Annotated in this window: 23 protein-coding genes and 1 pseudogene; 7 read left to right on the forward strand and 17 right to left on the reverse strand. The window is 60.2% G+C overall.

The annotated features are described in order from the left end of the window. Positions 1-6 precede the first annotated feature (6 nt). From EKM85_RS11585 to EKM85_RS08055, 3 genes are all read right to left on the reverse strand, one after another. Positions 7-183 (reverse strand): hypothetical protein, encoded by a 177-nt coding sequence (locus tag EKM85_RS11585; RefSeq protein WP_225418963.1) that lies wholly within the window; start codon positions 181-183, stop codon positions 7-9. Between the two features lie 90 nt (positions 184-273). Continuing rightward, positions 274-1,017 carry a YebC/PmpR family DNA-binding transcriptional regulator gene (locus tag EKM85_RS08050; RefSeq protein WP_125585763.1) on the reverse strand — a complete coding sequence of 248 codons (744 nt, stop codon included), beginning with the start codon at positions 1,015-1,017 and terminating at the stop codon, positions 274-276. A 71-nt stretch (positions 1,018-1,088) separates the two neighbouring features. Beyond that, a complete protein-coding gene (locus EKM85_RS08055) occupies positions 1,089-1,592 on the reverse strand; it encodes a VanZ family protein (protein ID WP_125585764.1) in 504 nt (167 codons plus the stop codon). Positions 1,593-1,682: 90 nt separating this feature from the next. Between EKM85_RS08055 and EKM85_RS08060 the strand changes: the two genes are divergently transcribed. Continuing rightward, positions 1,683-3,500, forward strand: a complete 1,818-nt coding sequence (locus EKM85_RS08060) for a M3 family oligoendopeptidase (protein WP_125585765.1) — start codon at positions 1,683-1,685, stop codon at positions 3,498-3,500. Positions 3,501-3,539: 39 nt separating this feature from the next. Next, on the forward strand, positions 3,540-3,854 hold the full coding sequence (locus EKM85_RS08065) for a DUF2628 domain-containing protein (RefSeq protein WP_125585766.1): 315 nt from the start codon (positions 3,540-3,542) through the stop codon (positions 3,852-3,854). A 78-nt stretch (positions 3,855-3,932) separates the two neighbouring features. Here the strand turns inward: EKM85_RS08065 and glmS are convergent, their stop codons facing one another. From glmS to cdaA, 4 genes are all read right to left on the reverse strand, one after another. Further along, positions 3,933-5,744, reverse strand: coding sequence for a glutamine--fructose-6-phosphate transaminase (isomerizing) (gene glmS / locus EKM85_RS08070; RefSeq protein WP_125585767.1), 1,812 nt, complete (start codon positions 5,742-5,744; stop codon positions 3,933-3,935). 239 nt (positions 5,745-5,983) lie between these two features. Then, positions 5,984-7,345: a phosphoglucosamine mutase gene (glmM, locus tag EKM85_RS08075; RefSeq protein WP_125585768.1), complete on the reverse strand. Its 1,362-nt coding sequence runs from the start codon at positions 7,343-7,345 to the stop codon at positions 5,984-5,986. 29 nt (positions 7,346-7,374) lie between these two features. Then, entirely contained in the window at positions 7,375-8,427 is a 1,053-nt protein-coding gene (locus EKM85_RS08080) for a CdaR family protein (RefSeq protein WP_125585769.1), read from the reverse strand. After that, a complete protein-coding gene (cdaA, locus tag EKM85_RS08085; RefSeq protein WP_125585770.1) occupies positions 8,424-9,269 on the reverse strand; it encodes a diadenylate cyclase CdaA in 846 nt (281 codons plus the stop codon). Before cdaA ends, EKM85_RS08080 begins: the two co-directional genes overlap by 4 nt. A 310-nt stretch (positions 9,270-9,579) precedes the next feature. On the opposite strand from cdaA, the gene EKM85_RS08090 reads away from it, so the two are divergent. Further along, positions 9,580-11,010 carry an aldehyde dehydrogenase family protein gene (locus tag EKM85_RS08090; protein ID WP_225418964.1) on the forward strand — a complete coding sequence of 477 codons (1,431 nt, stop codon included), beginning with the start codon at positions 9,580-9,582 and terminating at the stop codon, positions 11,008-11,010. A 233-nt stretch (positions 11,011-11,243) separates the two neighbouring features. After that, positions 11,244-14,030, forward strand: a complete 2,787-nt coding sequence (locus EKM85_RS08095) for a cation-translocating P-type ATPase (protein WP_125585771.1) — start codon at positions 11,244-11,246, stop codon at positions 14,028-14,030. 503 nt (positions 14,031-14,533) lie between these two features. Here the strand turns inward: EKM85_RS08095 and EKM85_RS08100 are convergent. The 3 genes and pseudogenes from EKM85_RS08100 to EKM85_RS08110 form a co-directional block, all read right to left on the reverse strand. After that, a complete protein-coding gene (locus EKM85_RS08100) occupies positions 14,534-14,797 on the reverse strand; it encodes a hypothetical protein (protein ID WP_125585772.1) in 264 nt (87 codons plus the stop codon). Positions 14,798-14,892: 95 nt separating this feature from the next. Then, positions 14,893-15,657 (reverse strand): annotated as a pseudogene (locus tag EKM85_RS08105) (epoxyqueuosine reductase QueH). A 113-nt stretch (positions 15,658-15,770) separates the two neighbouring features. Further along, on the reverse strand, positions 15,771-16,622 hold the full coding sequence (locus EKM85_RS08110) for a patatin-like phospholipase family protein (RefSeq protein WP_125585773.1): 852 nt from the start codon (positions 16,620-16,622) through the stop codon (positions 15,771-15,773). Positions 16,623-16,794: 172 nt separating this feature from the next. Between EKM85_RS08110 and EKM85_RS11490 the strand changes: the two genes are divergently transcribed. Beyond that, positions 16,795-16,968, forward strand: a complete 174-nt coding sequence (locus EKM85_RS11490) for a hypothetical protein (RefSeq protein WP_164510716.1) — start codon at positions 16,795-16,797, stop codon at positions 16,966-16,968. 43 nt (positions 16,969-17,011) lie between these two features. On the opposite strand, the gene EKM85_RS08115 is transcribed toward EKM85_RS11490, so the two are convergent. Continuing rightward, positions 17,012-17,449, reverse strand: coding sequence for a single-stranded DNA-binding protein (locus EKM85_RS08115; protein ID WP_164510717.1), 438 nt, complete (start codon positions 17,447-17,449; stop codon positions 17,012-17,014). 228 nt (positions 17,450-17,677) lie between these two features. On the opposite strand from EKM85_RS08115, the gene EKM85_RS08120 reads away from it, so the two are divergent. Beyond that, on the forward strand, positions 17,678-18,346 hold the full coding sequence (locus EKM85_RS08120; RefSeq protein ID WP_125585775.1) for a hypothetical protein: 669 nt from the start codon (positions 17,678-17,680) through the stop codon (positions 18,344-18,346). A gap of 392 nt (positions 18,347-18,738) precedes the next feature. Continuing rightward, a complete protein-coding gene (locus tag EKM85_RS08125) occupies positions 18,739-19,431 on the forward strand; it encodes a hypothetical protein (RefSeq protein ID WP_125585776.1) in 693 nt (230 codons plus the stop codon). A gap of 160 nt (positions 19,432-19,591) precedes the next feature. Here the strand turns inward: EKM85_RS08125 and EKM85_RS08130 are convergent, their stop codons facing one another. From EKM85_RS08130 to EKM85_RS11590, 6 genes are all read right to left on the reverse strand, one after another. Further along, complete coding sequence (locus EKM85_RS08130) at positions 19,592-20,665, reverse strand: ABC transporter substrate-binding protein (protein WP_125585777.1); 1,074 nt, start codon at positions 20,663-20,665, stop codon at positions 19,592-19,594. Next, entirely contained in the window at positions 20,662-21,474 is an 813-nt protein-coding gene (locus EKM85_RS08135) for an ABC transporter permease (protein WP_125585779.1), read from the reverse strand. The genes EKM85_RS08130 and EKM85_RS08135 overlap by 4 nt, the downstream gene beginning before the upstream one ends. Then, positions 21,471-22,289 carry an ABC transporter permease gene (locus tag EKM85_RS08140; protein ID WP_125585781.1) on the reverse strand — a complete coding sequence of 273 codons (819 nt, stop codon included), beginning with the start codon at positions 22,287-22,289 and terminating at the stop codon, positions 21,471-21,473. Before EKM85_RS08140 ends, EKM85_RS08135 begins: the two co-directional genes overlap by 4 nt. A 10-nt stretch (positions 22,290-22,299) precedes the next feature. Next, entirely contained in the window at positions 22,300-23,388 is a 1,089-nt protein-coding gene (locus EKM85_RS08145; RefSeq protein ID WP_125585783.1) for an ABC transporter ATP-binding protein, read from the reverse strand. 12 nt (positions 23,389-23,400) lie between these two features. Beyond that, positions 23,401-23,940: a helix-turn-helix domain-containing protein gene (locus EKM85_RS08150; protein WP_125585785.1), complete on the reverse strand. Its 540-nt coding sequence runs from the start codon at positions 23,938-23,940 to the stop codon at positions 23,401-23,403. A gap of 385 nt (positions 23,941-24,325) precedes the next feature. Continuing rightward, the coding region (locus EKM85_RS11590; RefSeq protein ID WP_125585787.1) for an LPXTG cell wall anchor domain-containing protein at positions 24,326-25,204 on the reverse strand (879 nt) is incomplete at its 5' end.

Here is a 25,204-nt window from a genome sequence, read left to right on the forward strand (position 1 = left end):
CGCGTCCTACTTCAGCGCGCGGATCCAGCTTGCCCCCGCCGCGGCGGAAAGTTCGCGGCCCGGCGCCCAGCCCGCAGCGGTGCGCACCAGCACGCTCACCCCCGCCGGCTTGGGCAGGAAGTACACGTCGCTGGCGAACGCCGCCTGCGCCGCTTGAAACACCGCGAGCAGCTCTGCTTCCATTGGCCTCACCTCGAAAAGAGATTTCGCCGCAGACAGCAAAACGCCCCGCAGAAATTTTCTGCGAGGCGCCGTTCAATCATTCGCTTAGGGTTACTTGGTTGGGTCTTCGTCTGGCCATTCAGCGGAGGTGTACACGTTCTGCACATCGTCGTTGTCTTCCAGCGCGTCGATCATGTTCTGGAAGGTCTCCAGCTTGTCTTCCGGCACCGGCACGGTGGTTTCAGGCACCATGGTCAGCTCGGAAGTCGTGAAGTGGAAGCCCTGTTCTTCAAGCGCGTCGCGAACGACGGAGAAGTCCTTCGGGTCGGTGTAGATCTCAAACTCGTCATCTGACGTCTGCAGGTCCTCGGCGCCGGCCTCAAGCACGGCTTCGAGCATCTGGTCTTCGTCGACGTCCAGGCCCTCGCGGTTGACCACGAAGTAGCCCTTGCGGTTGAACATGTACGACACGGCGCCGGCGCCGGCCATGGTGCCGCCGTGGCGCGTGATGGCCACGCGCACGTCGGAGCTGGTCCGGTTCTTGTTGTCGGTCAGCGCTTCAACGAGCACGCCGATCCCGGCTGGGCCGTAGCCTTCGTACTGCACTTCGTCGTACTGCGTGGTGTCGCCACCTTCAGCCTTGTCGAGTGCGCGCTTGATGTTATCTTTTGGCATGTTCGCGGCGCGGGCCTTATCCATGACCAACCGTAGCGAAGGGTTGTTGTTAGGGTCAGAACCACCTTGCTTTGCTGCCATGAAAAGCTCACGGGAGATTTTCTGGAAAATTTTGCCGCGCTTGGCATCCTGAGCGTTCTTACGGCCCTGGATGTTGTGCCACTTGGAATGTCCTGACATCTTAAACCCTCTTTTCGAAAAATTAGTATGGACATAAACGCTATTGAGTATAGCAAAAAAAAAGCCGGGGTTCAACGCGTCCTAACGCGCCGGCGCCGCCGCCACAGCGCGAGCACCAAACTGACGAGGGCAATGCCGACGAGCGCGCCGGTCGCGTCCAGCAGGACGTCCTGAAACAGCGGGGTGCGGTCCTGCGTCAGCATCTGGTGAAACTCGTCCAAGGCCGCCACGCCGGCGCAGGCCAGCCACGCCAGCAGCACGCGCAGCCACGTCGGCTGGGTAAAGGTGCGCAGACCCAAGATCGCCGCGCCGCCCAGCACGAAGAAGATGCTGAAGTGTGCCAGCTTGCGAATGAAGAACTCCGTGAAGCCGGCCATCCCCATCGCCTGCACCGATACGTGCTGGCTCGCCCAGTAGAAGTCGATGTGGTTCAAAAACGCCCAGGTGAAGTGCGGCGGCAGCCAGGCGTTCAGCTCCGGCACCAGGCTTTGATCGTAGTACGGCATGCTCGAGCTGATGAACAGCACGACGAGCAGCGCCAGGTCGAGCCAAAGCCAATTGTATTTTTTCAGCATGCAGATTCTCCCTCCAACGTCCTAGTTTAGCATACCAGGGCCGCTTGCTAAGCGGTATAATAAGTCAACTTATCATCAAGGAGGCACCGCATGACTTATCCCATTAATTGGCAACTGGACAATATTTTCCCCGGCGGCATCGACTCGCCCAAGATGACAGCCCGGCTCAAGCAGGCCACCGCCGAGCTGGCCGATCTGACCGCGCAGATCGCGGCCTGGCAGCCGGCCCAAGACCCCAACTTTGCCGCGTTTTTGACCCTGTTTGCCCTGCGGGAGGACGTGGTCAGCGGCCTCAGCACGGTGGGCACGTTCGCCAACATGATCCACTCCGCCGACGTCAAGAACGCCCAGGCCGGCGTGGTCTTGGGCCAGGTGGCGCAGCAGATGACGGCCCTGCAGGCGGCCGACAACGCCCTGACCAAGAAACTGGTGGCCCTGCCCGACGCAACGTTTGCCGCCCTGCTCAAGGTGCCGGCGCTCGCGCCCAGCGCGTTTGGCCTGACCGAGATGCGCACGCAGGGCAAGGACCTGCTGGACGACGCCACCGAGGATCTGATCAACCAGCTGGCCATCGACGGCTTCCACGGCTGGAGCGAGCACTACGACAACCTGTCGGCCGCCCTGCACTTTGACGTCACCCTGGACGGCAAGCAACTGCAGCTTTCCGCCGGCCAGGCGCAGAACCACTTTGAAGGCGACCTCAAGGCGGAAAACCGCGCGCAGGTCTTCGCGGTCTGGGAAAAGACGTGGGCCGCTCACGCCCAGCTTTTCGCCGACGCGCTGAACCACCTGGACGGCTTTCGGCTGACCAACTACCGCGCGCACCACTACCCGAACTACCTGTACGTGCCGCTGCGCCAAAACCGCATGCAGGCGGCCACCGTGGACCAGATGTGGGCCACGGTCGCGCGCAACAAGGCGCCGTTTGCCGCCTACCTCGACCAAAAGGCCCACCTGATGGGCAAGGCCAAGATGGCCTGGCAGGACCAGTGGGCGCCGGTCGCCCTGGGCGGCTTCACGCCCAAGGTTTACTCGTTTGACGAGGCCGCCGCGTTCATCATCGAGAACTTCCGCAAGTTCTCCCCGAAAATGGCGACGTTTGCCCAGCACGCTTTTGAACACGGCTGGATCGAGGCCGAGGACCGCCCCGGCAAGATCGCCGGCGGCTACATGACCGAGGTGCCGGACGTCAAGGAGAGCCGGATCTTCATGACCTTTGACGGTTCGGCTGCCGGCGTTTCCACCATCGCCCACGAGCTCGGCCACGCTTTTCACGCCAGCATCCTGAAGGACTACCCCGAGATGCGCCGCGACTACGCGATGAACGTGGCCGAGACGGCCTCGACCTTCGCCGAAATGGTGGTCGCCGACGCCACCGTGCAGCAGGCGACCTCCCCGGAGGAAAAGCTGAACCTGCTGGACGCCAAGATGAGCAACCCCATCGCCATGCTGCTGAACATCCACGCCCGCTACCTGTTCGAGCGCAAGTTCTACGACGCCCGCGAAAGCGGCACGGTGACCGCCGCGCAGCTGCAGGCCATGATGCAAAGCGCGCAAGAAGAAGCCTACGCCGGTTCGCTCAGCTCGTTTGACCCGCTGTACTGGGCCAACAAGCTGCACTTCTTCATCGACGACGTGTCCTTCTACAACTTCCCGTACACGTTTGGCTACCTGTTCTCCAGTGGCATCTACGCCAAGGCCAAGGCGGCGGGCGGCAGTTTTGAGGACGACTACATCGCCCTGCTCAAGGACACCGCCAACATGTCCACCGAGGCACTGGCCCAAAAGCACCTCGGCGTCGATCTCAGCCAGCCCGCCTTTTGGCAGCAGGGCATCGACCTAGCCGCCGCGGACGCGCAGACCTTCATCACGCTCAGCCGGCCGTACCTGCCGCCGGCCTTCGCCTAGCATGACCCCAGTCACTCACCCCAATCGAGGAAAATTAAAATGAAAATCAATCTCACCAATCCTGCCACCCGCCAGATCAAACAGGCCAAAATCGGTTTTTCCTGGACCACCTTCTTTTTCGGCTGCCTGGTGCCCCTCGTGCGCGGCGACTGGAAATGGTTCTTCATCCTGCTGATCATCACCATCGTGCTCGGCCTGCCGACCTTCGGCTTCGGCGGCGCGATCGTGGGCCTGATCTTCTCGTTCATTTACAACCGGCTTTACATCAACGACCTGCTGGGCCACGGGTTCGCCCCTGCGGATGACTACTCGGAAACGGCACTGGAAAGCCACAACTTCCTCGCGCCGCGGTAGCCTTGCCTCATGCGCAAAAAAGCAGGCCCCCCTTCGCCATCGGCGAGGCGGGGGCCTGCTTTTTTCGTGGCGCCAGCGTTATTCCACGGTGACGGACTTGGCCAGGTTGCGCGGCCGGTCCACGTCGTAGCCGCGGTCCAGGCTCGTGAAGTAGGCCAGCAGCTGGCCGGGAATGATCGTGAGCAAAGGCGTTAGCAGTGCCGGCAGGTCATCCACGATCAGCTGGTCTTCGGGCTGGGCCAAGCTGGCGGCGGCGATGCGCAGCACCTTCGCGCCGCGGGCCTCGACCTCCTCGGCGTTGCTGCGGGTGCGGGCGGCCGTCTTGGGGTCGGTGATGAACGCCACGACCGGCGTGTCTTGCTCGATCAGTGCGATCGTGCCGTGCTTGAGCTCCCCGGCGGCAAACCCTTCGGCCTGCACGTAGGAGATTTCCTTGAGCTTCAGCGCCGCTTCCAGGCTGACGAAGTAGTCGGTGCCCCGGCCGATGAAAAACGCGTTGCGCGTCTTGGCAAACAGCGCCGTGGCCAAGGCGTGCAGCTTGGCCTGCTGGTCGATCAGCGCCTGCTGGCCGGCCGCCGCCAGACTTAAGGCGTGGGCGACGTCAGACTTGGCCGCCGCGGGCACTTGTTTGAACTGGCCCAGGGCCGCGGCCAGCAGCGCCTCGACGGCAACTTGCGCCGTGTAGGCCTTCGTTGAGGCCACGGCGATCTCCGGGCCCGCCGCCAGGTCGACCGCGTAGTCGGCCTCGCGCGCCAGCGTGGAGGTGATCACGTTGGTCAGCGTCAAGGTCGGGTACCCGGCGGCCTTGACGTTCACCAGCACTTGGCGAATGTCGGCGGTCTCGCCGCTTTGCGTCAGGAAGATGAACATTGGCTTGGCGGACAGCAGCGGCATGTGGTAGCCGAACTCCGAGGCCAAGGCGGCCTGGGTCGGCACGCCGGCCAGCTGCTCGAACAGGCTTTGCCCGACGAGCCCGGCGTGGTAGCTGGTACCGGCCGCCACGATGTACAGCCGGTCGGCCGAAGCCAGGGCCTTGAGCAGGGCAGCGTCAAACTGCGGCTTCGCGTCGGCATCCACGTAGCGGCTGAGCAGGCGCCGCATGACCGCCGGCTGCTCGGTGATCTCCTTGAGCATGTAGTACGGGAACGGGCCCTTTTCCGCGTCGCCGGCGTCGATCTTGACGGTGATCGGTGCGCGGTCCACGGGGCGACCGGCAGCGTCCGTGATCGCAATGGTGTCCTTGGTCAACGTGACCAGCTCGCCGTCGTTGAGCTCGACGAACTGGTCGGTTTCCTTGAGCATCGCCAGCGCGTCGGAGGCGACCACGTTGAACCCTTCGCCCTTGCCGATCAGCAGCGGGCTCTTGTTTTTGGCGACGTACAGGTGATTGGCGTCGGTGCGGTCGGCCAGCGCAAAGGCGTAGGAGCCTTCCAAGAGGCCCAGCGTCTTGGCGAAGGCGGCGCGGGCGGCAAGGCCGTCGCGCGCAAAGGCGGCCACGAGCTGAACGACCACCTCGGTGTCGGTTTCGCTGGCAAACGCCACGTTGCTCAGGTACTTGGCCCGCAGCGCGGCGGCGTTTGTGATCACGCCGTTGTGCACCAGGTAGAAGCGCTCGTCGCTGGAGACGTGCGGATGGGCGTTGGCTACGGTCGGCTTACCATTAGTCGCCCAGCGGGTGTGGCCGATGCCCATGACGCCATGCACCGAGCCGTCAACGGCGGCGGTCAGGGCGCTGATCCGCCCGACCCGCTTGATCAGGTGATCCTGCCCTTGGCCGTCGTTCACGTAGAGTCCGGCCGAATCGTAGCCGCGATACTCCAGTTTCGAAAGCCCATTAAGCAGCACCTGCGTTGCGTCCGCCTTACCGATAACCCCGACAATTCCACACATACTTCCACATCCATTCTCTTTATTGGTATGAGCCTAACATTGGTTGTTAGGCTCTTTGGTATGTGAACAAATATAGTGCTTTGCCGGCCTTAATGTCAATTATTTTTTAAAGTGGTATAGGTCTTCTTAATAATATTGGTATAGACATTTTGCCGTGACGTTGGGGCCAACACAATGAAAAAGTGCGCTGCCGCGATCGGCAACGCACTTTTTCAACTTTCAGGCAGCAGGCACCACGCTTACGCTTCGCCGCCCATTTCGGTCTCCACGACCGCCACGATCTGGTCGACGTACTGGTTGACCAGCTCCGGCGTCTTCGCCTCGGCCATGACCCGCAGCAGCGCCTCGGTGCCGCTAGGGCGCACCAGCACGCGGCCGTCGCCGGCCATTTCCTTTTCGACGGTGTCAATGGCGGCCTGGATCGCCGGGTAGGCTTGCCAGTTGTTCTTGTCCTTGACCTTCACGTTGACCAGCTTTTGCGGGTAGGTGTGAACCGGCGCCGCCAGCTCGGACAGCGGCTTGCCCGTCTGCTTCATGACGTTCAGCAGCTGAATCCCCGTCAGCATGCCATCGCCGGTGTTGTGGTAGTCAAAGAGGATCACGTGGCCGCTCTGCTCGCCGCCGATGTTGTAGCCGTGCGCGCGCATTTCCTCGGACACGTGGCGATCGCCGACCGCCGTCTGCACCGACTTCATGTCATGTGCTTCCAGGGCCTTGTACATCCCCAGGTTGGACATCACGGTGGTGACCACGGTGTCCTGTTTGAGGCGGCCGTTGCTCTTCATGTAGCTGGCGAGGATGAACATGATCTTGTCCCCGTCAACGATCTGGCCCTTCTCGTCAACGGCAATGCAGCGGTCGCCGTCGCCGTCGAAGGCGAGCCCGGCCTGAGCGCCCTTTTCCACGACAAACTTGGCCAAGGCCTCCGGGTGGGTGGAGCCGACGCCCTTGTTGATGTTGATGCCGTCCGGGTGCGTCGCCATGGTGTCAAACTCGGTGTCCAGGTCGGCAAACAGCCGCGCCACCAGACCGCTGGTGGCCCCGTTGGCCGCGTCTAGCGCGACGTGGATGCCGCCCAGGTCATCGGCCAGGGTCTGCTCGAGAAACTGGGTGTACTTCAGCGCACCTTCTGGGTAATCGTTGACGTGGCCCAGGCCTTCTGCGGCAGGCCGCGGCAGGGTGTCTTCCGGCGCGTCCAGGAGGGCTTCGATCTCGTCTTCGGTTTCATCGGACAGCTTGTAGCCGTCCGGCCCGAAGAACTTGATGCCGTTATCCTCAGCCGGGTTGTGGCTGGCGGAAATCTGGATCCCGGCGTCGGCGCTTTGCACCTTGATCAGGTAAGCGACCGCCGGCGTAGTGATGACGCCCAGCGACAGCACCTCGATGCCGACGGACAGCAGCCCGGAGATCAGGGATTCCGCGAGCATCTCACCGGATGCCCGGGTGTCGCGCGCGACCAGGACCAGCGGCTTTTTCGCCGCGTCCTTCGAATGCTGGGTCAACACGTACCCGCCGCAGCGGCCTAAGCGGAACGCCAGCTCCGGGCTCAACTCCCGGTTCGCGATCCCCCGCACGCCATCAGTGCCAAAATACTTCGTCATGCCAAATGCCTCATTTCTCTATTTTTTGTTTAATCATCAGCGGCAGCGCTGCTTGCCGATGCCGAACTGCTGGAACTGGAGCTGACGCTGCCGGCCGTCCCGTTAGAGGTCGGATCGGTGCGCATGGTGACTTGGACCCGAATGGTGCGCGGATCGCTCGAGACGATCCCCTGCGCCGCCGCACTCAGCCGCACGGTCACGCTGGTGCTCTTGGAGATCTTCGACACGTCGATCGGCACGGTCAGCGTGTCGATCTTCTTCAGATCGGCGCGGCTGCCATAAATCGTCGCACTAGTTGTCGTCGTGTTCAAGGTGTAACTGGTGCCGTGCGGAACGGTGCCCGTTTGCTTGAGCGCCACGGCCACCTTTTTGCTTGGCAGGCTGACCGGCAGGCGAACGTGCACCGTCGCCGGCGTGATCACCACGTTCAGCGTGTTGCCGTCTTCGTCCAGCGCCTGCAGCAGCACCTCTTGGTCCACTGCGGTGCGGGTGTTGCGGCTCATGACCAGGTTGGCCACCACTTGGTAGACGCGGTTGATCTCGCCCTTGGCGCCGGTGACGTCGGCCGTCTCCGTGCCCAGCTGGGCGGTGTCCGCCACGTAGCCGGGCGCGAGGCTGTCAGAGTTGTACTTGACCTGGATCGGCATCTTGCGCGTCCGGCGGTCCTGGATCTTGACCTTGATCGTCTTGGGCTTAATGGTGTAAGTCAGATCGCGGTTAATGCCCTGCTCCTTGAGCTGCACGGTGTGCGTGCCGACGCCCAACCCGGACAGATCCGCGATCACGCGGAAGTTCAGGGTGTTGGCGGTGACCGTCACCAGGCTGGCGCTGCCTTCGACCTCCACGGAGACCTTCTGCGGATAGCCCGTGATGAAGTACTGGTCCGTGTTGGCCTTCAGCTCCAGCGGGACCTTCAGCGTCCGCTTGGCCGTGGCGGTCACGGCCGAGCCGTTCGTGCCGCCGCCCGGGGTCCGGTTGATCTGCTCGGCGTTCACGTAGGCGAACAGGGCGATGGCCAGCACCAGGGCAAGCACGCGGTAGACCCACTTGCTGTCCCAGATCTTACTAAAATTAAATTTCATCGCTTGGTCCCTCCCTTACGCTTCAAATCGGAGAAGAACGTCTGCACTTTGCCTTGCTTGGGGGTCTCCTGCGGGATCAGCTGCGCCCGCAGCAGCTTCAGGTAATCCTCGCGGGCCAAATCGCGGATCAAGTGGTTGTTCGTCGTCACCGTCACCCCGCCGGTTTCCTCGGAGATGACGATGGTCAACGCGTCGGTCACTTCGCTGATGCCGACCGCAGCGCGGTGCCGGGTCCCCAGCTCCTTAGGGATCAGGTTGCTTTCCGACAGCGGCAGGTACGCCGCGGCCACCGCGATGCGGTTGTCCCGAATGATGACCGCCCCGTCGTGCAGCGGGGTGTTGGGGATGAAGATGTTGATCAGCAGTTCGCCGGAGACGTCCGCATCGATCGGGATCCCCGTTTCGATGTAATCCTCCAGCCCAGTGTTCTGCTGAATGGTGATCAAGGCCCCGATGCGGCGCTTGCTCATGTACTGGATCGCCTTGTCGAGCTCCTTGATCAGGCGCTCTTCCTGCTGGTGCTCGTCATTTTTGGTCCACGGCAGGATCGAGCCGCGGCCGAGGTGCTCCAGGCCGCGCCGGATCTCCGGCTGAAAAATAATGACCAGCGCGGGCACCGACCAAGTAATGATCATGTCGACCATGTACCCGACGGTGTGCAGCTGCAGGACCAAGGAGACCGCCTTGATGACCACGATCACCAAGACGCCCTTGAGCAGTTGCACGGCCTTGGTGCCGCGCACCAGCATGATCAGGCGGTAGACCACGTACCAGACGACCAGGATGTCGATCAGATTGGTCAGCGTCGACCAGCGCAGTATGTTGTTGACAAAATCCTGCATTGCCTGTCCTCCATTTTTGATTATCGACTCATTATACCACGCCGGGCCGTCCGACCAGAGGGGCCATTTGCGCGGCCTGTTTCGCGAAAATAATTTTCTGTACCAATACAGTTCAAATGTATTCGATTCCATCGGCCAGCTTTTGTTCGTGAAAAAATGCACAGATCGCCGGGCCAGTGGGCCGGCAGCCGCGTTGCCAATGGCCCGGTCGAAACACCCGCCAAGCGCTGTTACACCATGTTTTCATGCGGTTTACATTTGCTTTCAGGGCGGTATGCTGAGGGTAACTTAGACATGGAGATGTGAAATCATGGCAAATGTTATGGCAATGAAGCAGGTCGCAGCCCGGCCGGCAAATGATCCCCAAGCGGCGGTGAATAAGCTGGTCGCAAGCGCCCAGCTGGCGTTCAACACCTATTCTCAGTTCGACCAGGCCCAGGTGGACCGCGTGACGGCCGCCGTCGTCGCCGCGGCGCGGGCGCACGCCAAGGACCTCGCCTTCCTGGCGTGGAAGGAAACCGGCCGCGGCAATGCGGAAGACAAGGCCATCAAGAACATCTACGCGAGTCAGTACATCTGGAACGCGATCAAAAACGACCGCACCGTCGGCATGATCGAAGAGGACCGGCAAAACGGCCTGACCAAGTACGCCGAACCGCTCGGCATCCTCGCCGGCGTGACCCCGGTCACCAACCCGACGTCCACCGTCATCTTCAAGGCCATCTTGGCGCTCAAGACCCGCAACGCCATCATCTTCGGCCTGCACCCGCAGGCGCAGCAGTGCGGCCAGGCCACCGTCAAGTTGCTTGAAGCAGCCGCGGTCAAGGCCGGCGCCCCGGCCGGGTTGATCCAGTGCATCCAGCACCCCAGCATTGAGGCCTCAAGCGCTTTGATGAACCACCAAGGCGTCGCGCTGGTGTTGGCCACCGGCGGCCCGAGCCTGGTCAAGGCGGCCTACTCCACCGGCAAGCCCGCGCTGGGCGTGGGCCCCGGCAACGCGCCGGCCTACATTGAAAAGAGTGCGGACATTGACGCCGCGGTCAACGACATCCTATTAAGTAAGTCCTTCGACAATTCCATGGTCTGCGCCTCGGAGAACAGCATCGTCATCGACCGGGCGATTTACCCGGCCGTGCGCAAGGCCTTCAGCCAGCGCGGCGCCTACTTCGTGCCGGAAGCGGACATCGCCAAGCTGAGCGCCGCCGTCATCGATCCGGCGCGCCACACTGTTCGCGGCCCGGTCGCTGGCCAAAGCGCCGAGAAGATCGCCAAGCTTGCCGGCATCCCGGTTCCCAAGGGCACCAAGCTGCTGATCGCCAAACTGGACGGGATCGGCCAGAACTTCCCGCTGTCCGGCGAGAAGCTGTGCCCGGTCTTGGGCATGTACATCGCCAATGACCAGGCCAGCGCGTTTGACCTTTGCCGCGGCCTGCTGAACTACGGCGGCCTGGGCCACACCGCCGCCCTGCACACCCAAGACGAGCACGTGATCGCAGCGTTTGGCGAGATGATGCCCGCCTGCCGGATCCTGGTGAATTCACCGGCGTCCCTCGGCGGCATCGGCGGGTTGTTCAACCGCCTGACCCCGTCGCTCACGCTGGGCACCGGCTCGTACGGGAAGAACTCGATCTCCCATAACCTGACCGACAAGGACCTGCTGAACATCAAGACCGTGGCCCGCGCGACGCGGCACCCGAACGACTTGATCGGCGAACTGCGCGACCTCATCCACGAAAATTAATCGTTTTCTCATTTACTCACAACGCCAGCGCGGCCGCCCACGGCCAGTCGACTGGCGTTTTGTGTACACGCGTACAAGCGCGCCGGACAAACGCTAAAAAGGGGTGTTGTCCTTGCGCCAAAGCGTTAGAATGTCTCTATAACCAGGCGACGATCAAGTCGTCAAAGTTTGGGGTGTCCGGCATCGCCGGGCCATTTTTTCGGCGCTAGTCGAAACGTGGAGGTTAGAAGAATATGTCTGCAACAGAAAAGAAAGCGCAGTATGCAACCGAGTCTTCGGATAAGGTCCTCAGCGACCTCAGCACCACTGCCACCGGCCTGACCGAGGCTGAGGCCCAAAAGCGGCTCAGCCAGTACGGGGATAACACGATCAGCCACGCCAAGGGCGAGTCTCAGTTCAAGGCTTTCATTAAAAACTTCGGCAGCCTCATGGCGATCCTGCTGTGGGTCTCCGGGTTGGTGGCGATGATCTCCGGGACCATGGAACTGGGGATCGCGATTTGGTTAGTCGATATCATCAACGGGCTGTTCAGCTACTGGCAACAGTTCCAGGCCAAGAAGGCGACGGACTCGTTGATGGCAATGCTGCCTACGTACACCCAGGTGTTCCGCGACGGCAAGCTGCAGCAGAAAAACGCGACCGAGCTGGTGCCCGGCGACGTCTTCATGCTGCAAGCCGGCAACTCGATCCCCGTTGACGCCCGCCTGATCGAGGCGACCTCCATGCAGGTCGACCAAAGCGCGCTGACCGGTGAATCCGTGCCGGAATCCAAGTTCGTCAAGTACGACCCCGGCGAGGGCCAATTTGCCGAAAGCAACCTGATCTACGCCGGCACCACGATCGGTGCCGGCACCGGTAAGGCGGTCGCCATCGCCACCGGCATGAACACGGAGTTCGGCAAGATCGCCGCGTTGACCCAGCAGCAAAAGAAGGTCAAGAGTCCGCTGGCCATCGAGCTGGATCACCTGACCCGGCAGATTTCGATCATTGCCATCGGCATCGGCGTCGCGTTTTTCATTGCGTCGATTTTCTTCGTGCACTACCCTGCCGCCAAGGCCTTCATCTTCGCGCTGGGCATGATCGTCGCCTTCATTCCGGAAGGCCTGCTGCCGACTGTGTCGCTGAGCCTCGCGCAAGGCGTGACCCGCATGGCCAAGAAGCACGCGCTGGTCAAGGACTTGAACTCGGTCGAAACGCTGGGTGAAACCACCGTCATCTGCTCGGATAAAACCGGCACGCTGACGCAGAACCAGATGACCGTTAACCACGTCTGGACCCGCAGCAAGGAGTACAAGGTCACGGGCCAGGGCTACGTCAACAACGGCCACATTGAGCTCAACGGCCAGAAGATCGCGCTGGAAGACGAACCCGAGCTGGACGCGCTGATCCGCATCTCCTCTTTGAACAATGACACCCAGGTCCAGCAGGACAAGGACACGGGCGCACCGAAGATCCTCGGCACGCCAACCGAAGCCTCGCTCGTCATTCTTGCGGAAAAGGCCGGCTTCGACCTGGACGCGGCCACCAAGGCCACCCCGCGGCTGAAGGAGTTCCCGTTTGACTCCGACCGCAAGCGCATGAGCACCGTGCACCAAAATGACGAGAAGAACCTGACCGTGTGCGTCAAGGGCTCCCTGTCCGACATTGTGCACCAGTGCGACACCATTCAAGTTGACGGCAAGGTCCGCCCGATCACCGAAGACGACCGCCGCGCCATCGACGTCGCCAACACGAAGTACGCCAAGCTGGGCCTGCGTTCACTGGCCGCCGCCTACCACCTGATCCCCGTAGCGGCGGACCGCGATGAGCAGCTTGCCAACATGACCATCGAAACGGCGGAAAACCACCTGACCTTCGTTGGGCTGACCGTCATGGCCGACCCGCCGCGCCCCGAGATCTACGAGGCGGTGCGCAAGTGCCACGAAGCCAACATCAAGATCATCATGGTCACCGGGGACTCATCTTTGACCGCCAAGTCGATCGCCGTTAAGATCGGCCTGACCTCCGACAAGGCCCGCGTCGTGACCGGCACCGAGCTTGAGGCCATGACCGAGCCCGAACTGCAGGACGCCTTGAAGGGTGAGATCATTTTCGCCCGCGTCGCGCCTGAGCAGAAGTACAAGATCGTCTCGACGCTACAGAAAAACGGCGAGATCGTCGCTTCCACCGGCGATGGTGTCAACGATGCCCCGGCCCTGAAGAAGGCCGACATCGGGGTCGCCATGGGTGTGACCGGGACCGACGTGGCCAAGGATGCCGCCGACATGATCCTGACCGACGACAACTTCGCCTCCATCGTGGCCGCCATCGAGGAAGGCCGGACCGTCTACTCGAACCTGCAGAAGTTCCTGACCTACATTCTGACCTCCAACGTGCCAGAAGCGGTGCCGTCCGCTCTGTTCCTGTTCTCCGGCGGCCTGATCCCGCTGCCGATGACCATCATGCAGATCCTGACCGTCGATTTGGGCACGGACATGCTGCCGGCGCTGGGACTAGGCTCTGAAAAAGCGGAGCCGGGCATCATGAAGCAGCCGCCGCGCGCCAAGAACGCGCATCTGCTGAACAAAGGCGTGGTCTGGAAAGCCTTCCTCTGGTACGGCCTGATCAGCTCGGCCGTGTCAACGTTTGCCTACTTCTTCGTCAACGCGCAAAACGGCTGGCCAAGCATCGCCCTGGCATCGTCCGGGCAGGTCTACGCCCGTGCGACGACCATGGTCCTGGGCGCCATCGTCTTCTCCCAGATTGCCAACGCGTTGAACTGCCGGACCAAGACCGCCTCGGTCTTCAAGGTGGGGCTGTTCTCCAACCGCCGCGTCTGGTACGGGATCTTCTTTGAAGTCATCCTGTTCGCCTTCCTGACCATGACGCCAGGGGTGCAAGAACTCTTTAACACCACCGTCCTGCAAGGGGACGATTGGGTCTTCCTGTTCATGATCCCAATTCCGATCTTCCTGATCGAAGAGCTGCGCAAGTGGCTCGACCGGCGGCGCCTCGGCAATACCGAAGCGGCAGTGGAATAAGGGTACAAGAAAAATCTCGGCTGACAGAAGTTGTCGGTCGAGATTTTTTTGTACCGTGTAAACGAGATTAGAAAGCAGTTGCCAATCAAACCCAGGCAGCAGTCGCGGGCCTAAACTGGGCTACGACTTGGCAACGGGGGAGCATCTAGCTACGCACAAGGCCTCGTCGGCAAAGTACGCCGACAATGCCTTGCGCTAGGCTAGCTGTCCCCCAAAGAACGCCAAGTCTGCGCACCTTGCTCCTAACTGGGCTTCAGGTCCGCAACGCCCGAGCACTTAGCTACGGTCGCGGCCTCGCCGCCAAAGTACAGCGGCAATGCCTCGACCTAGGCTAAGCGTCGGGCTAAATGCGCGGACCCTACGCACCTTGCTAAATCGGGCTACGAGTTCGCAACGCGGGAGTGGCTAGCTACGCGTAGGGCATCGTCGGTAAAGTACACCGACAATACCCTACGCTAGGCTACCCATCCCGCTAAGTGCGCGAACTCTTCGCACCTTGCTTTTTAATATAACTTATCAAACGCCGCGCTTGTTGAGCGCAACGTGAATGTTCTGGGGTCTAGGTTCAAGGCGTGCTTGAGGCGCACCTTGAGGCTCGTTGGGCCCATGTTTGAGCTGAACCGATACCCGCCTTGATACTCACGCAGGTAAGCCACGACCGGGTTCAGGGCCAACCGCACCGCCCGCTCGGATTGTGGCTCAGTGAAAGTCAGCAAGTAGTCCACGCCAATGCGCGCCGTTTTTGACCCATCAGTTGCTTCTGCCATTGCTTTCGCCCCCTCCTGTGGATACGGTTCCATCTACCGCCAGTGTAGGTCTCACCCCCGTAAATAACAAGGTGCCTTGGGGCAAAACCTGAAGCTTACTGCGCCTGGCGCTGGATGTGAAACTCGATCCCGGTAAAGTCATCGCCTTGGTGCTGCGCCACGTAGGCGGTCGCTTCCCGGTTGACCGCCTTCAGGTCCACGCCCTGCGCCTTGGCCGCAAACAGGCAGCCGCAGTAGCACTGCCGGTACACGTTGTATTCCTTGCACATCTCCACTGACCGCGCGTAGCCGCCGCGCTTTTTAAAGTCACTCGGCAGGTACGCCACGTTGTAGATGTGCTGAATGTGAAGGCCGCCCTCGTTGATCCACTGGGCGTTCTTGCTGGGGCTGATCGTTAGGGTGCTGCCGAAGTAGTCAAAGCCGAGCGCCTGGGCCTTTTGTGCCACCGCGTCAAGGCGAAAATTGTAGCACACCTTGCAGCGCGCACCGCCCTCCGGCTCGTCTTTGAGCGCCTTGGTGTGCGCCAGCCAGTCGCTGGGCCGGTAGTCCGCACTCAAAAAGCGCACGGCGTTGCCCGTTCACTGGTTGAAGTCCGCAATGAACTGCTCCTGCACCAGCTTGCGGCGTTCGTACTCCATCCGCGGGTGGATGTTTGGGTTGTAGTAGTAGATCGTGACGTCGGCGTACTGCGTCAGGTACTCCAGCGTGTACGTGGAGCACGGCGCGCAGCAGGCGTGCATCAGCAGCCTGGGGCGCTTGCCCGCCGCCTGCCAGCCCGCAATCACCTGCTGCAGGATCTTGTCGAAGTTGATTTTCTGATCCTTTTCAAACTGGCCGGCAATGTCTTCGTATTCGAGCATGCGCGCCCCTCCCCTGCAGTGATGAATTCAGTATAGTCAAACCCCGCAGCGAAAACAATTCTCCGCCCCTGCCGCCAAAAAAGGCGCCCCCCGAGGACGCCTGGCCGAGCGGCTTACGCGAGGTAGGCCCGCATTGAGGAGAGGCTCGCCTCCGCCTCTGTGACCCCGGTTTGATACAGCGCCTCAAGCTTGCTGACGTCGTGCTCCAGCCGGCCCACGGTCACCGGCTGCTGCGGGGCGATCACAAACACTTTACCCGCCGCCTCCAGTGCTTCCAGCGCCGTCGCCTGGCGATTGTACATCTCTGGGCGGCCGATCGCCGTTTCCACAAACGTCGGGTAAGCGGCAAAGCTCCGGTGGTAGGCGCGCCGCAGCACCTGACTGGTCGGCGCCTTGCGGTAGGCCCGTTCGCGCGTGCGAATCACCACGACCTGGTCAAAGCCGCGCTGCTGAGCGTACTGGTACGGGATCGAATCGGCGATCCCGCCGTCCAGGCAGACGCCAGCGCTGGTGTACGCCGGGGCAGAAATGAACGGCATGGCGGCGCTGGCCTTGAGGTCGGCAATCATGTCCCGGCCTTGCGGATGGCGGAAGTACACCGCTTTGCCCTGCTCGACCGAGGTGGCCACGACCACGAACTCGGAGGGCGAGGTGCGGTACGTGCGGTCGTCGAAGTCCTCCCAATCGCCGCCGTGCTCGGCAAACAGGTAATCTAAGTTGATAATGTCCTGCCGCCGCAGTGCGCGCCGCACCGAGATGTAATTTTTGTCCATGCGGTGCTTTGTATTGATGGCGTTCGTGCGGCCGAGCTGCTCGGAGAGATAATTCGTCCCGCACAGCGCGCCCGCCGACACCCCGACCACCAGCTCGAAGTGAATGTCATGCGTCAAGAAGGTGTCAAGCACCCCCGCGGTGTACTGACCGCGCAGCGCGCCGCCTTCTAGGATCAATGCTGCCTTGTACATTCCAACTCTCCTCACAGGTCGCCCAAGCACGCCTTAAGCCAGACCGATTTGGCGTTCAGTATAAAGGAGAACCGCCGCGATTACAAGGCAGCGCCCCTCTGCCCTGATCAGGCAAATCGTAGCCGCAGGGCCTGTGGGTGTGGCATAATAGCCTCAGGAGATGAGACAAACTATGTCAACCGAAAACGCACAGTCCTTTCCCGCAACTGCAGACGAAGCCGTCGCCATCGAGTGGCTTCGCCAGCAGGACCTCAGCGACAAGTCGCCCGAAGACGTCGCCCTGCTTTACGACACCGCCCTTAAAGGCGTGCGCCGCAAGAACAAGGAGCTTAACGCCAAGCACTGATCACCACCGCAAAAGGCGCCCGTTTAGGCGTCTTTTTCATTGCTCAAAACGGCAGATCGTCCTCTGGAATGTCCACCTTGGCCTCAGGCGCAAAGGGATCCACTGCCGGCGCTGCGTCTTCTTCGCGGTGCGCCTTTTGACTCTGCCTGAACGCGAAGACCTCCTTGGACTCGAGAAACGACACGTCGGTCACCACCACCTCAAGCAGCGAGATGTGCTTGCCCTCCTTGTCGTCGTAGCCGCGCGTGCGCAGCTGCCCTTCCACACTGAGCAGCGCCCCTTTTTTCGCGTAATGAGCCAGAAATTCTGCCTGCTTGTCCCAGGCCACAAAGCGGATAAAGTCTGCGGGGCGGTGGCCCTGCGCATCCTTCGCCTTGCGCGCCACGGCGAGGCTGGCGCGCCCCACCGTGTGGCCTCCCTGCGTCTGCCTGAGCTCGATCTCGCGCGCCAAATAACCCGTCAGTACGACTCGATTTAACATGGCTTTCCTCCACTCTTCGCTGTGCCAGATCCAAGTGCCCTGATGCAGATATATTTCGCCAACCGCCGGGATCCCCCCGCCAAGGTGCGAAAGGCTCGCGCACTTAGGCAGACGCATCGCAAAGTCTGGCCCAGGCTTTACTAACTAAGCATGTTCAGGCGTGGAACCGCATGGTATTATAAGGGAACTCATACGGAGCAGAGATTTTCGCGAAGGGAGCTGGTGCAGATGATTGCCGCACGGATTCTGATTATCTTAGGGCTCGCCGTGATCATCGCGGCCAGCGTGGCGCTGATCACCCGCCGGCGCGCTTTTCTCCTGCCGGTGATCGCGCTGCTGAGCGGGTTCCTGCTGTTCGCAGCCGGGCTGCTTTTGCCCTACCTGCACGCCCAACCAGCAGCCAGCCCGCAGCCGCCGACCCAGTCCAGCCCAAAAGCCAAGTCCGCCAAAAAGCCTGCCGCCAGCAGCAGTCTGCCTGCCAGCAAGGCGCCAGCGCTCAGCCAGGCCGCCGTCACCAGCCTCAACGCCCGCCTCGCCCATCAGCTCACGATCGATCAGGGGCTGGCCAAGGGCACCGGTGACTCGCACGGCCAAGCGACGGCAAGCGGGACGCCCGACCATCGGTACGACTGGACGATGTACGTGACGGTCGTGACCATCGATGACCAGCGCCGGGTGACCGGCCAAGTCAGTGCCTTCAAGCTCGCCAGTTTGGTCAAGGAGGCGCGGCTGGAGCTGGCCGAGCGCATCTCCCACCTCGCGCTCACCGTCTTGCGCGAGCAGAAACTTGCCACCGCCCAGGACGAGAAAACCGGCCTGTTCACCATGCTGGCCGCGCACCAGGAGATCCTCGTGCAGTCGCGGAACGATGATTATGCCAAGTTCCAGGTCAAGTAGTTTGCTCAATAGTCACTCGACCATCCAAATAGCGGGACCAACTTGCCAAAACTACGGTAAGCCGGTCCCACTTTTTTCGGCCAAAATTGTTGTTGATCCGGCACATTCCTTAATCAACCAGCTCTATCTCTTGTCCGTACTAATTCTTGAGGATTTTTCTCAAAAGGAGTTATACAATATGGCTGGTGAGGTTCTGCACAAGTACGCGTTGTTACCAAGAGGCGAGGTGCTATTAGCAATTAATGAAAGCGCTTTCTAGGGACCGTCTCCCTTTTAACTGTCTATTTGACTCAAGGTTTGTGAGAAACTGTCCTGTTCTACCAATCAAATCATGTTTCGCAGACGTCCAAAACTGAACGACGTAAAAAGCTGGAGAAAATAGGAGTGTAACCATGAAAAAGCTAATCGCAATTGGGGCAACATTATTGGCCGCCTTAAGTTTGGCGGCCTGCGGGAGCAGCAACTCGGGCACTGATAACGGCGGAAAAACAGTCGAAAGTTCTAAGAACACCAAGACAACTACGAAGCCATCAAAAAAGAAGTCCTCTAGTAGTAACGAGGTCACAAACGGACAGCTGCTGAAGGTCGGCCAGTGGAAAAACGATGACATGCAGGGCAAGATGGAATTGGCCAAAATCGCGACTATCAACAAAACTCTGACCGTTAGTAAGTACTCCGTCATTCTTAAAGACTTCAAAATGTTTGAAGTGACGCCAAAAGACAATGACCAAAAGAAGCTTGCCGCCGACTCTTTTGCATCTTCAACCGGCGTCACCACCCCGTACTATGAAATCCAAATTCAGTACGCCATCAAAAATACATCAGCTAATCCGGTCCAATTCAATGGCATTTCGTCACTCGTCACCAGTACCGGGCAGCAACTGGACAGCAACGGTGGTATGTCCGACCAAGGCGTCGGTGCAGAAGTCGCAGCAGGCGCAACCAAAGACACTGCCGTGCAGGCGTTGATTACCACATCTGACAAAGACAAGCTCTCCTCCATAACGCTTAACTTTGATAGCTTCTGTAACACCTCAGACTTCTCTGATCTGGGGACGCTTCCCGTCACTAAAATAGATTTATAACAAATTACAGATGAGGACCAGGTCAATAATTCCGGTATAAATTTATGTACCGGACAATGTATCGAATTTAAGCGAGAAAACACGAGCGTAGTCGAAAAAAGCACGAGCCAGAAATGCCGGTAATCCAGCAAATCCAGCTCGTGCTTTGGTGTGCCTTGCCTCAGCGGCGATACATCTTAAATTCTAGGTACAAATCGTTGTACAACCCGACCGTCTTGGGATCAAGGTCCTTGTACACCTCGGACTTCTTGATCACGGATTGGTCTGGGTAGAACTGCTTATCGTTGCGCACGGACTTCGGCAGCAGCTTCAGTGCCGCCGTGTTAGGGGTAGAGTAACCGACGTAATCGGCGTTTTGGGCGGCGTTCTTCGGGTCGGTGATGAAGTTGAGGAACGCGTAGATGGCCTTGAAGTGCTTGGCCGTTTTGGGGATCACCAGATTGTCAAACCAGAGGTTCGAACCTTCGCTCGGCACGATGTAATGCAGATGGGAGTTATTGGCCATCATGTCGGCCGCTTCCCCGGACCAGTCCACCGCCAACGCAGATTCGTCCGCGGCCATGTACATCTTGATCTCGTCAGCCACGACCGCCTTCACGTTCGGCGACATCTGGTCCAGCTTGGCCTTGGCCAGCGCCAGCGTGTTGGGGTCGGTGGTGTTCATCGACTTGCCCATCGAGCGCAGCGAGTAGCCCATAATGTCGCGGGCCGAGTCGATCAGCATAATGTTGTCCTTGAACTTCGGGGACCACAGGTCATTCCAGTGCAGGACCTCTTCGCGCTTGACGAACTTATCGTTGTAAATGATGCCGAGCGTCCCCCAGAAGTACGGCAGCGAGTACTTGTTGCCGGGGTCAAAGGAGCGATTCATGTACAGCGAACCGTAGTTGCTCAGGCCGTGCAGCTTGCTTTTATCCAGCGGGATCAGCATCTTGGCGCGGGCCATTTTCTCGACCATGTACTCGGAAGGCACGGTCAGATCGTAGGACGTGCCGCCCTGCTGAATCTTCGTGTACATCGCCTCGTTGGAGTCAAACGTCTCCAAGTTGACGTGGTAGCCGGATTCCTTCTCGAACTTCTTGACCAGCGCCGGGTCGATGTAATCGCCCCAGTTGGCCAGGTTCAGGGTGTTGGTGCCGGTCGCGCCCTGCGCCGTCTGCAGCGACTTGCTCCAGATGGCCAGCCCCAGCACCGCCGCCAGGATCACGGCTGCCATGCTAATCAGTCGTTTCATTGCGGCGCCCCCTTTGCCTTCAGCTTGGCCTTATGCGAGGCCGAGCCGCGTTGAATGAAGTAGTAACCGATGACCAGCACCAAGGAGAAGATGAACATGACGCCGGACAGCGCGTTAATCTCCAGGCTGATGCCCTGGCGCGCCCGCGCGTAGATCTCAACGGACAGCGTCTCAAAGCCGTTGCCGGTGACGAAGAAGGTCACCGCGAAGTCGTCGAGCGAGTAAGTGAACGCCATGAAGAACCCGGACAAAATGCCCGGCGTGATGAACGGCATGATCACGCGCGTCAGCGTCTGCGTGTTGGTCGCGCCCAGATCGCGCGCCGCATCCAGCATCGTGGTACTCATTTCGGCCAGCCGCGGCAGCACCATCAGCACCACGATCGGAATGGAAAAGGCGATGTGGCTCAGCAGCACGGACAAAAAGCCGAGCGGCACGTGCAGCGCCGTGAAGAAGATCAAGAAGCTCGCCCCGATGATGACGTCAGGCGACACCATCAGGATGTTGTTCAAGGACAGAATCGAGTTTTTCAGCACAGGCTTGCTGGTACGGCTAATCGCCAACGCGCCCAGGGTCCCGACGATTGTGGCGATCAGGCTGGACAGCAGCGCCAGCATCAGCGTGTCGACCACGATCTGGATCATTCGGGTATCGGCGAACAGCTCGCTGTAATGCGCCCAGGTGAAGCCGCGGAAGTTGCTCATCGTGTCGCCCTTGGAGAAGCTGTAGATGATCAGGTAGGCGATCGGCACGTACAGCAGGATGAAGACAAAAATCAGGTACAGATTAGACCATTTCCACTTTTTCATGCTTGCCGTCCTCCCTTCTTCTTGCGTTCACCAGTCAGGAACATGATCACGACCATGGCGACGATCAGGACCACGCCGATGGTCGAGCCCATCCCCCAGTTCATGGTGGTCAGGAAGTGTTCCTCGATCGCGGTCCCAAGCGTGATGACGCGGTTGCCGCCGATCAGACGGGTCAGCATGAACAGGCTCAGGCTGGGAATGAAGACCGCCTGCACGCCGGCCTTGACCCCGCTCATCGTCAGCGGCAGGATCACCCGCGTGAAGGTCTGCCACCACTTGGCGCCGAGGTCGCGGCTGGCGTTAACCAGCCCCTCGTTGAGCTCCTCAATGCCGTTGAAGATTGGCAGGATCATGAACGGGATCTCAATGTAGCTGGCAACGAAGATGAACGAGAAATCCGTGAACAGGAACTGGTGCGTGCCCAGCCCCATCATGCGCAGGAACGTGTTCACCCCGCCGTCCTGGCTGAAAATCCCGATGAACGCATAGGCTTTCAGCAGCAGGTTGATCCACGTCGGCAGGATGATCAACAGAAGCCAGAGCTCCTTGTGCTTGGCGTAGTGGAGCAGGTACGCGGCCGGGTAGGAAATGAGCAGCGTCAGTGCGGTGATCAAGAAGGCGTACCACACCGAGTTGATGGTCATCATGATGTAGGTCCCGGACTGAAAATACGTCGCGTAGTTGCTCAGCGTGAACTGCCCCTCGATGTTGAAGAAGGATTGGTAAACGATCAGCAGCATTGGCGCAATCACGAACAGCGCGATCCACAGGATGTACGGCACGTAAAAGGCCATGTTTTGCGTTGATTTTTTCATCGCCGGCCTCCTATTCGCCTTCGTAGCTTTCCAGCCGGGCGTCGAATTCCTCTTCCGATTCGTTCAGCCGCATGACGTGGATGTCTTCTGGATCAAACGTCAGATCGACGTGGTCGCCGTCCTTGGCCGGGTTGGTCGAGTGGATCAGCCACTCGTTTTTCGCGTCGTCGTAGGCCACAATTTCGTAGTAGTCGCCGCGGAACAGCTGCGTGTCCACGTCGACGGTGACCTTGCCGGCGCCGACGGCCGTGATGTCCAGGTCCTCGGGCCGCAGCACGACCTCAACCGGCTCGTTGGCGCGCATCCCCGCATCGGCACACTCGAACTGCTTGCCGTTGAACTCCACCAGGTAGTCCTGAACCATGTGGCCGGACACAATGTTGGATTCGCCGATGAAGTCCGCGACGAAGTGGTTAACCGGCTCGTCGTAAATGTCGACCGGCGTTCCGGATTGCTGCACCTCGCCGTCGTTCATGACGAAAATCTCGTCGGACAGCGCCAACGCCTCTTCCTGGTCGTGGGTGACGAACAGGAAGGTGATGCCCAGGCGCTGCTGCAGCTCGCGCAGCTCGTACTGCATGTCCTTGCGCAGCTTCGCGTCCAGTGCCGACAGCGGTTCGTCCAGCAGCAGCACCTCGGGCTCGAGGACAATGGCCCGCGCAATGGCGACCCGCTGCTGCTGGCCGCCGGAAAGCTCGGAGATCTCGCGGTCGGCCAGGCCTTCCAGCCGCACCATTTTCAGCGCCTTGTCGACGCGGGTGTTGATCTCATCTTTGGTGTGCTTCTGGATCCGCAGCCCGAACGCCACGTTCTCGAACACGTTGAGGTGCGGGAACAGCGCGTAATCCTGGAACACGGTGTTGACCTTGCGCTCGTTGGCCGGGATGTCGTTGATCCGCTTGCCGTCGAACAGCACGTCGCCGGCGGTCGGGTCGAGAAAGCCCGCAATGGCGCGCAGAATGGTCGTCTTACCCGAACCGCTTGGGCCGAGCAGCGTGTAGAACTTGCCCTGCTCGATTTCGATGTTGATGTCTTTAAGAACTGTGGTATCGCCGTACACCTTGCTGACGTGCTTCAGTTCAATAATCGTTTTGCTCACTGTTTGCTCCCCCTATAAGTAAGATGCCGTCGCGACCAGCAGGATTACGCTCTTGCCGCGCGCCGCGTTCACGATGCGATGCTGCTGGGTGGCGTGAAAGTAAATCGTCTCCCCGCGCTTGGCCAGATAGTTCGCACTGCCCAGCTGCAGGGTCACCCGGCCCGAGACCACGTAGATGAACGTCTCCGCCGGCGAAGGCTCGAACGTCTTGAACTCGCCGCCCGCCGCAAACGTGATGTGCACCGGCTCCATTTCGTTCTCGTTGGACTCGGGCACCAGCCACCTGAGCTGATAGCCGCGCTCCTCGTCCTCGTACTCGGTTTGGTCAGCGACCTTGTACACCAGCTGCTGATTCTTATCTTCAGTGAAAAATTGCGCCGGGGTCTGGCCCAGGACATTGAGGATGTCGAAGAAGGTCTCCATCGACGGCGACGACTGGTCGTGCTCAAGTTGCGAAATGTACCCCTTGGTTAAATCGGTGCGCTCCCCCAGCTCTTCTTGCGTCAGGTTCTTTTGAATCCTTAAATCACGGATCTTCTGCCCAATGTCCATTTGGCCACCCCCACTATAGTTTTGTTAAACTAAACCGAAAGTTTAGTACGTCTGCCTATTATACCGGGTCACCTCCCGATTTCAAGTAAAATGGGCTACGTTTTCATTACAGTTCCTTAACAAGAACATGAGGGGCAAATTTGCCCGGTTTTGCTCAGTAAGTGGCAATTGGGAGCGCTTGGGCAAGGCGTCCCCTCGTCCCGCTCACTGGCAAGGTTGAGGTGATCTCATTGGGCCAAGCGCGGGTTCTGGTGTGCCGCATGCATTGCCGCGGTCAGGTAGCCGCAAAAGCCGCTCACGCCACCGCCGCTGATTCACGGTTGCTCAGGTATGCAAAAATACCGTGCTACTGTTTCCAGCAACACGGTACCGCTTCGCTTGGTGCTTATTCCTTCTTACGCTTGAACGCCGCACCCACCAAACCAATCAGGCCCATGATACTAAGGCCGATCACCGACAACGCACCGGCCACCACATTGCCCGTCCGCGGCAGGGCTTCATTTTCTGCACCTGCCGAATTGTCTGGCTGGTCGCCACTGGTGGTCTGACTACCCGTGACGGTCGCCGTCACATTAGGCTTCTTGCCGGATTCGGTGCTAGTGCCGCCACTGACGCCGCCTTCTGGGCCACCGTCAGTGTCCGGACCTGGCTTGCCTGGTTCTGGCTCGCCTGGATCCGGCTTGCCTGGTTCTGGCTTGCCTGGATCCGGCTTGCCTGGTTCTGGCAGGCCTGGATCCGGATTACCTGGATCTGGCTCGCCTGGTTCTGGCTTGCCTGGTTCAGGTTTCTCCGACTCTCCAGTGTCTTCAGAAGTATCTTCTGAAGCGTCTTCTGATGCGTCTTCCGAAGTGTCTTCTGAACCATCTGGATTCGGGTCAACTGGCGGTTCCGGCTCTCCCGATTCTCCCGGATTCGGGTCAACTGGCTGTTCCGGCTCTCCCGATTCTCCCGGATTCGGGTCAACTGGCGGTTCTGGGTCTCCCGATTCTCCCGGATTCGGGTCAACTGGCGGCTCCGGCTCTCCCGATTCTCCCGGATTCGGGTCAACTGGCGGCTCCGGCTCTCCCGATTCTCCCGGATTCGGGTCAACTGGCGGCTCCGGCTCTCCCGATTCTCCCGGATTCGGGTCAACTGGCGGCTCCGGCTCTCCCGATTCTCCCGGATTCGGGTCAACTGGCGGCTCCGGCTCTCCCGATTCTCCCGGATTCGGGTCAACTGGCGGCTCCGGCTCTCCCGATTCTCCCGGATTCGGGTCAACTGGCGG

Source organism: Lacticaseibacillus jixianensis, assembly GCF_003946485.1.
Lineage (GTDB): Bacteria > Bacillota > Bacilli > Lactobacillales > Lactobacillaceae > Lacticaseibacillus > Lacticaseibacillus jixianensis.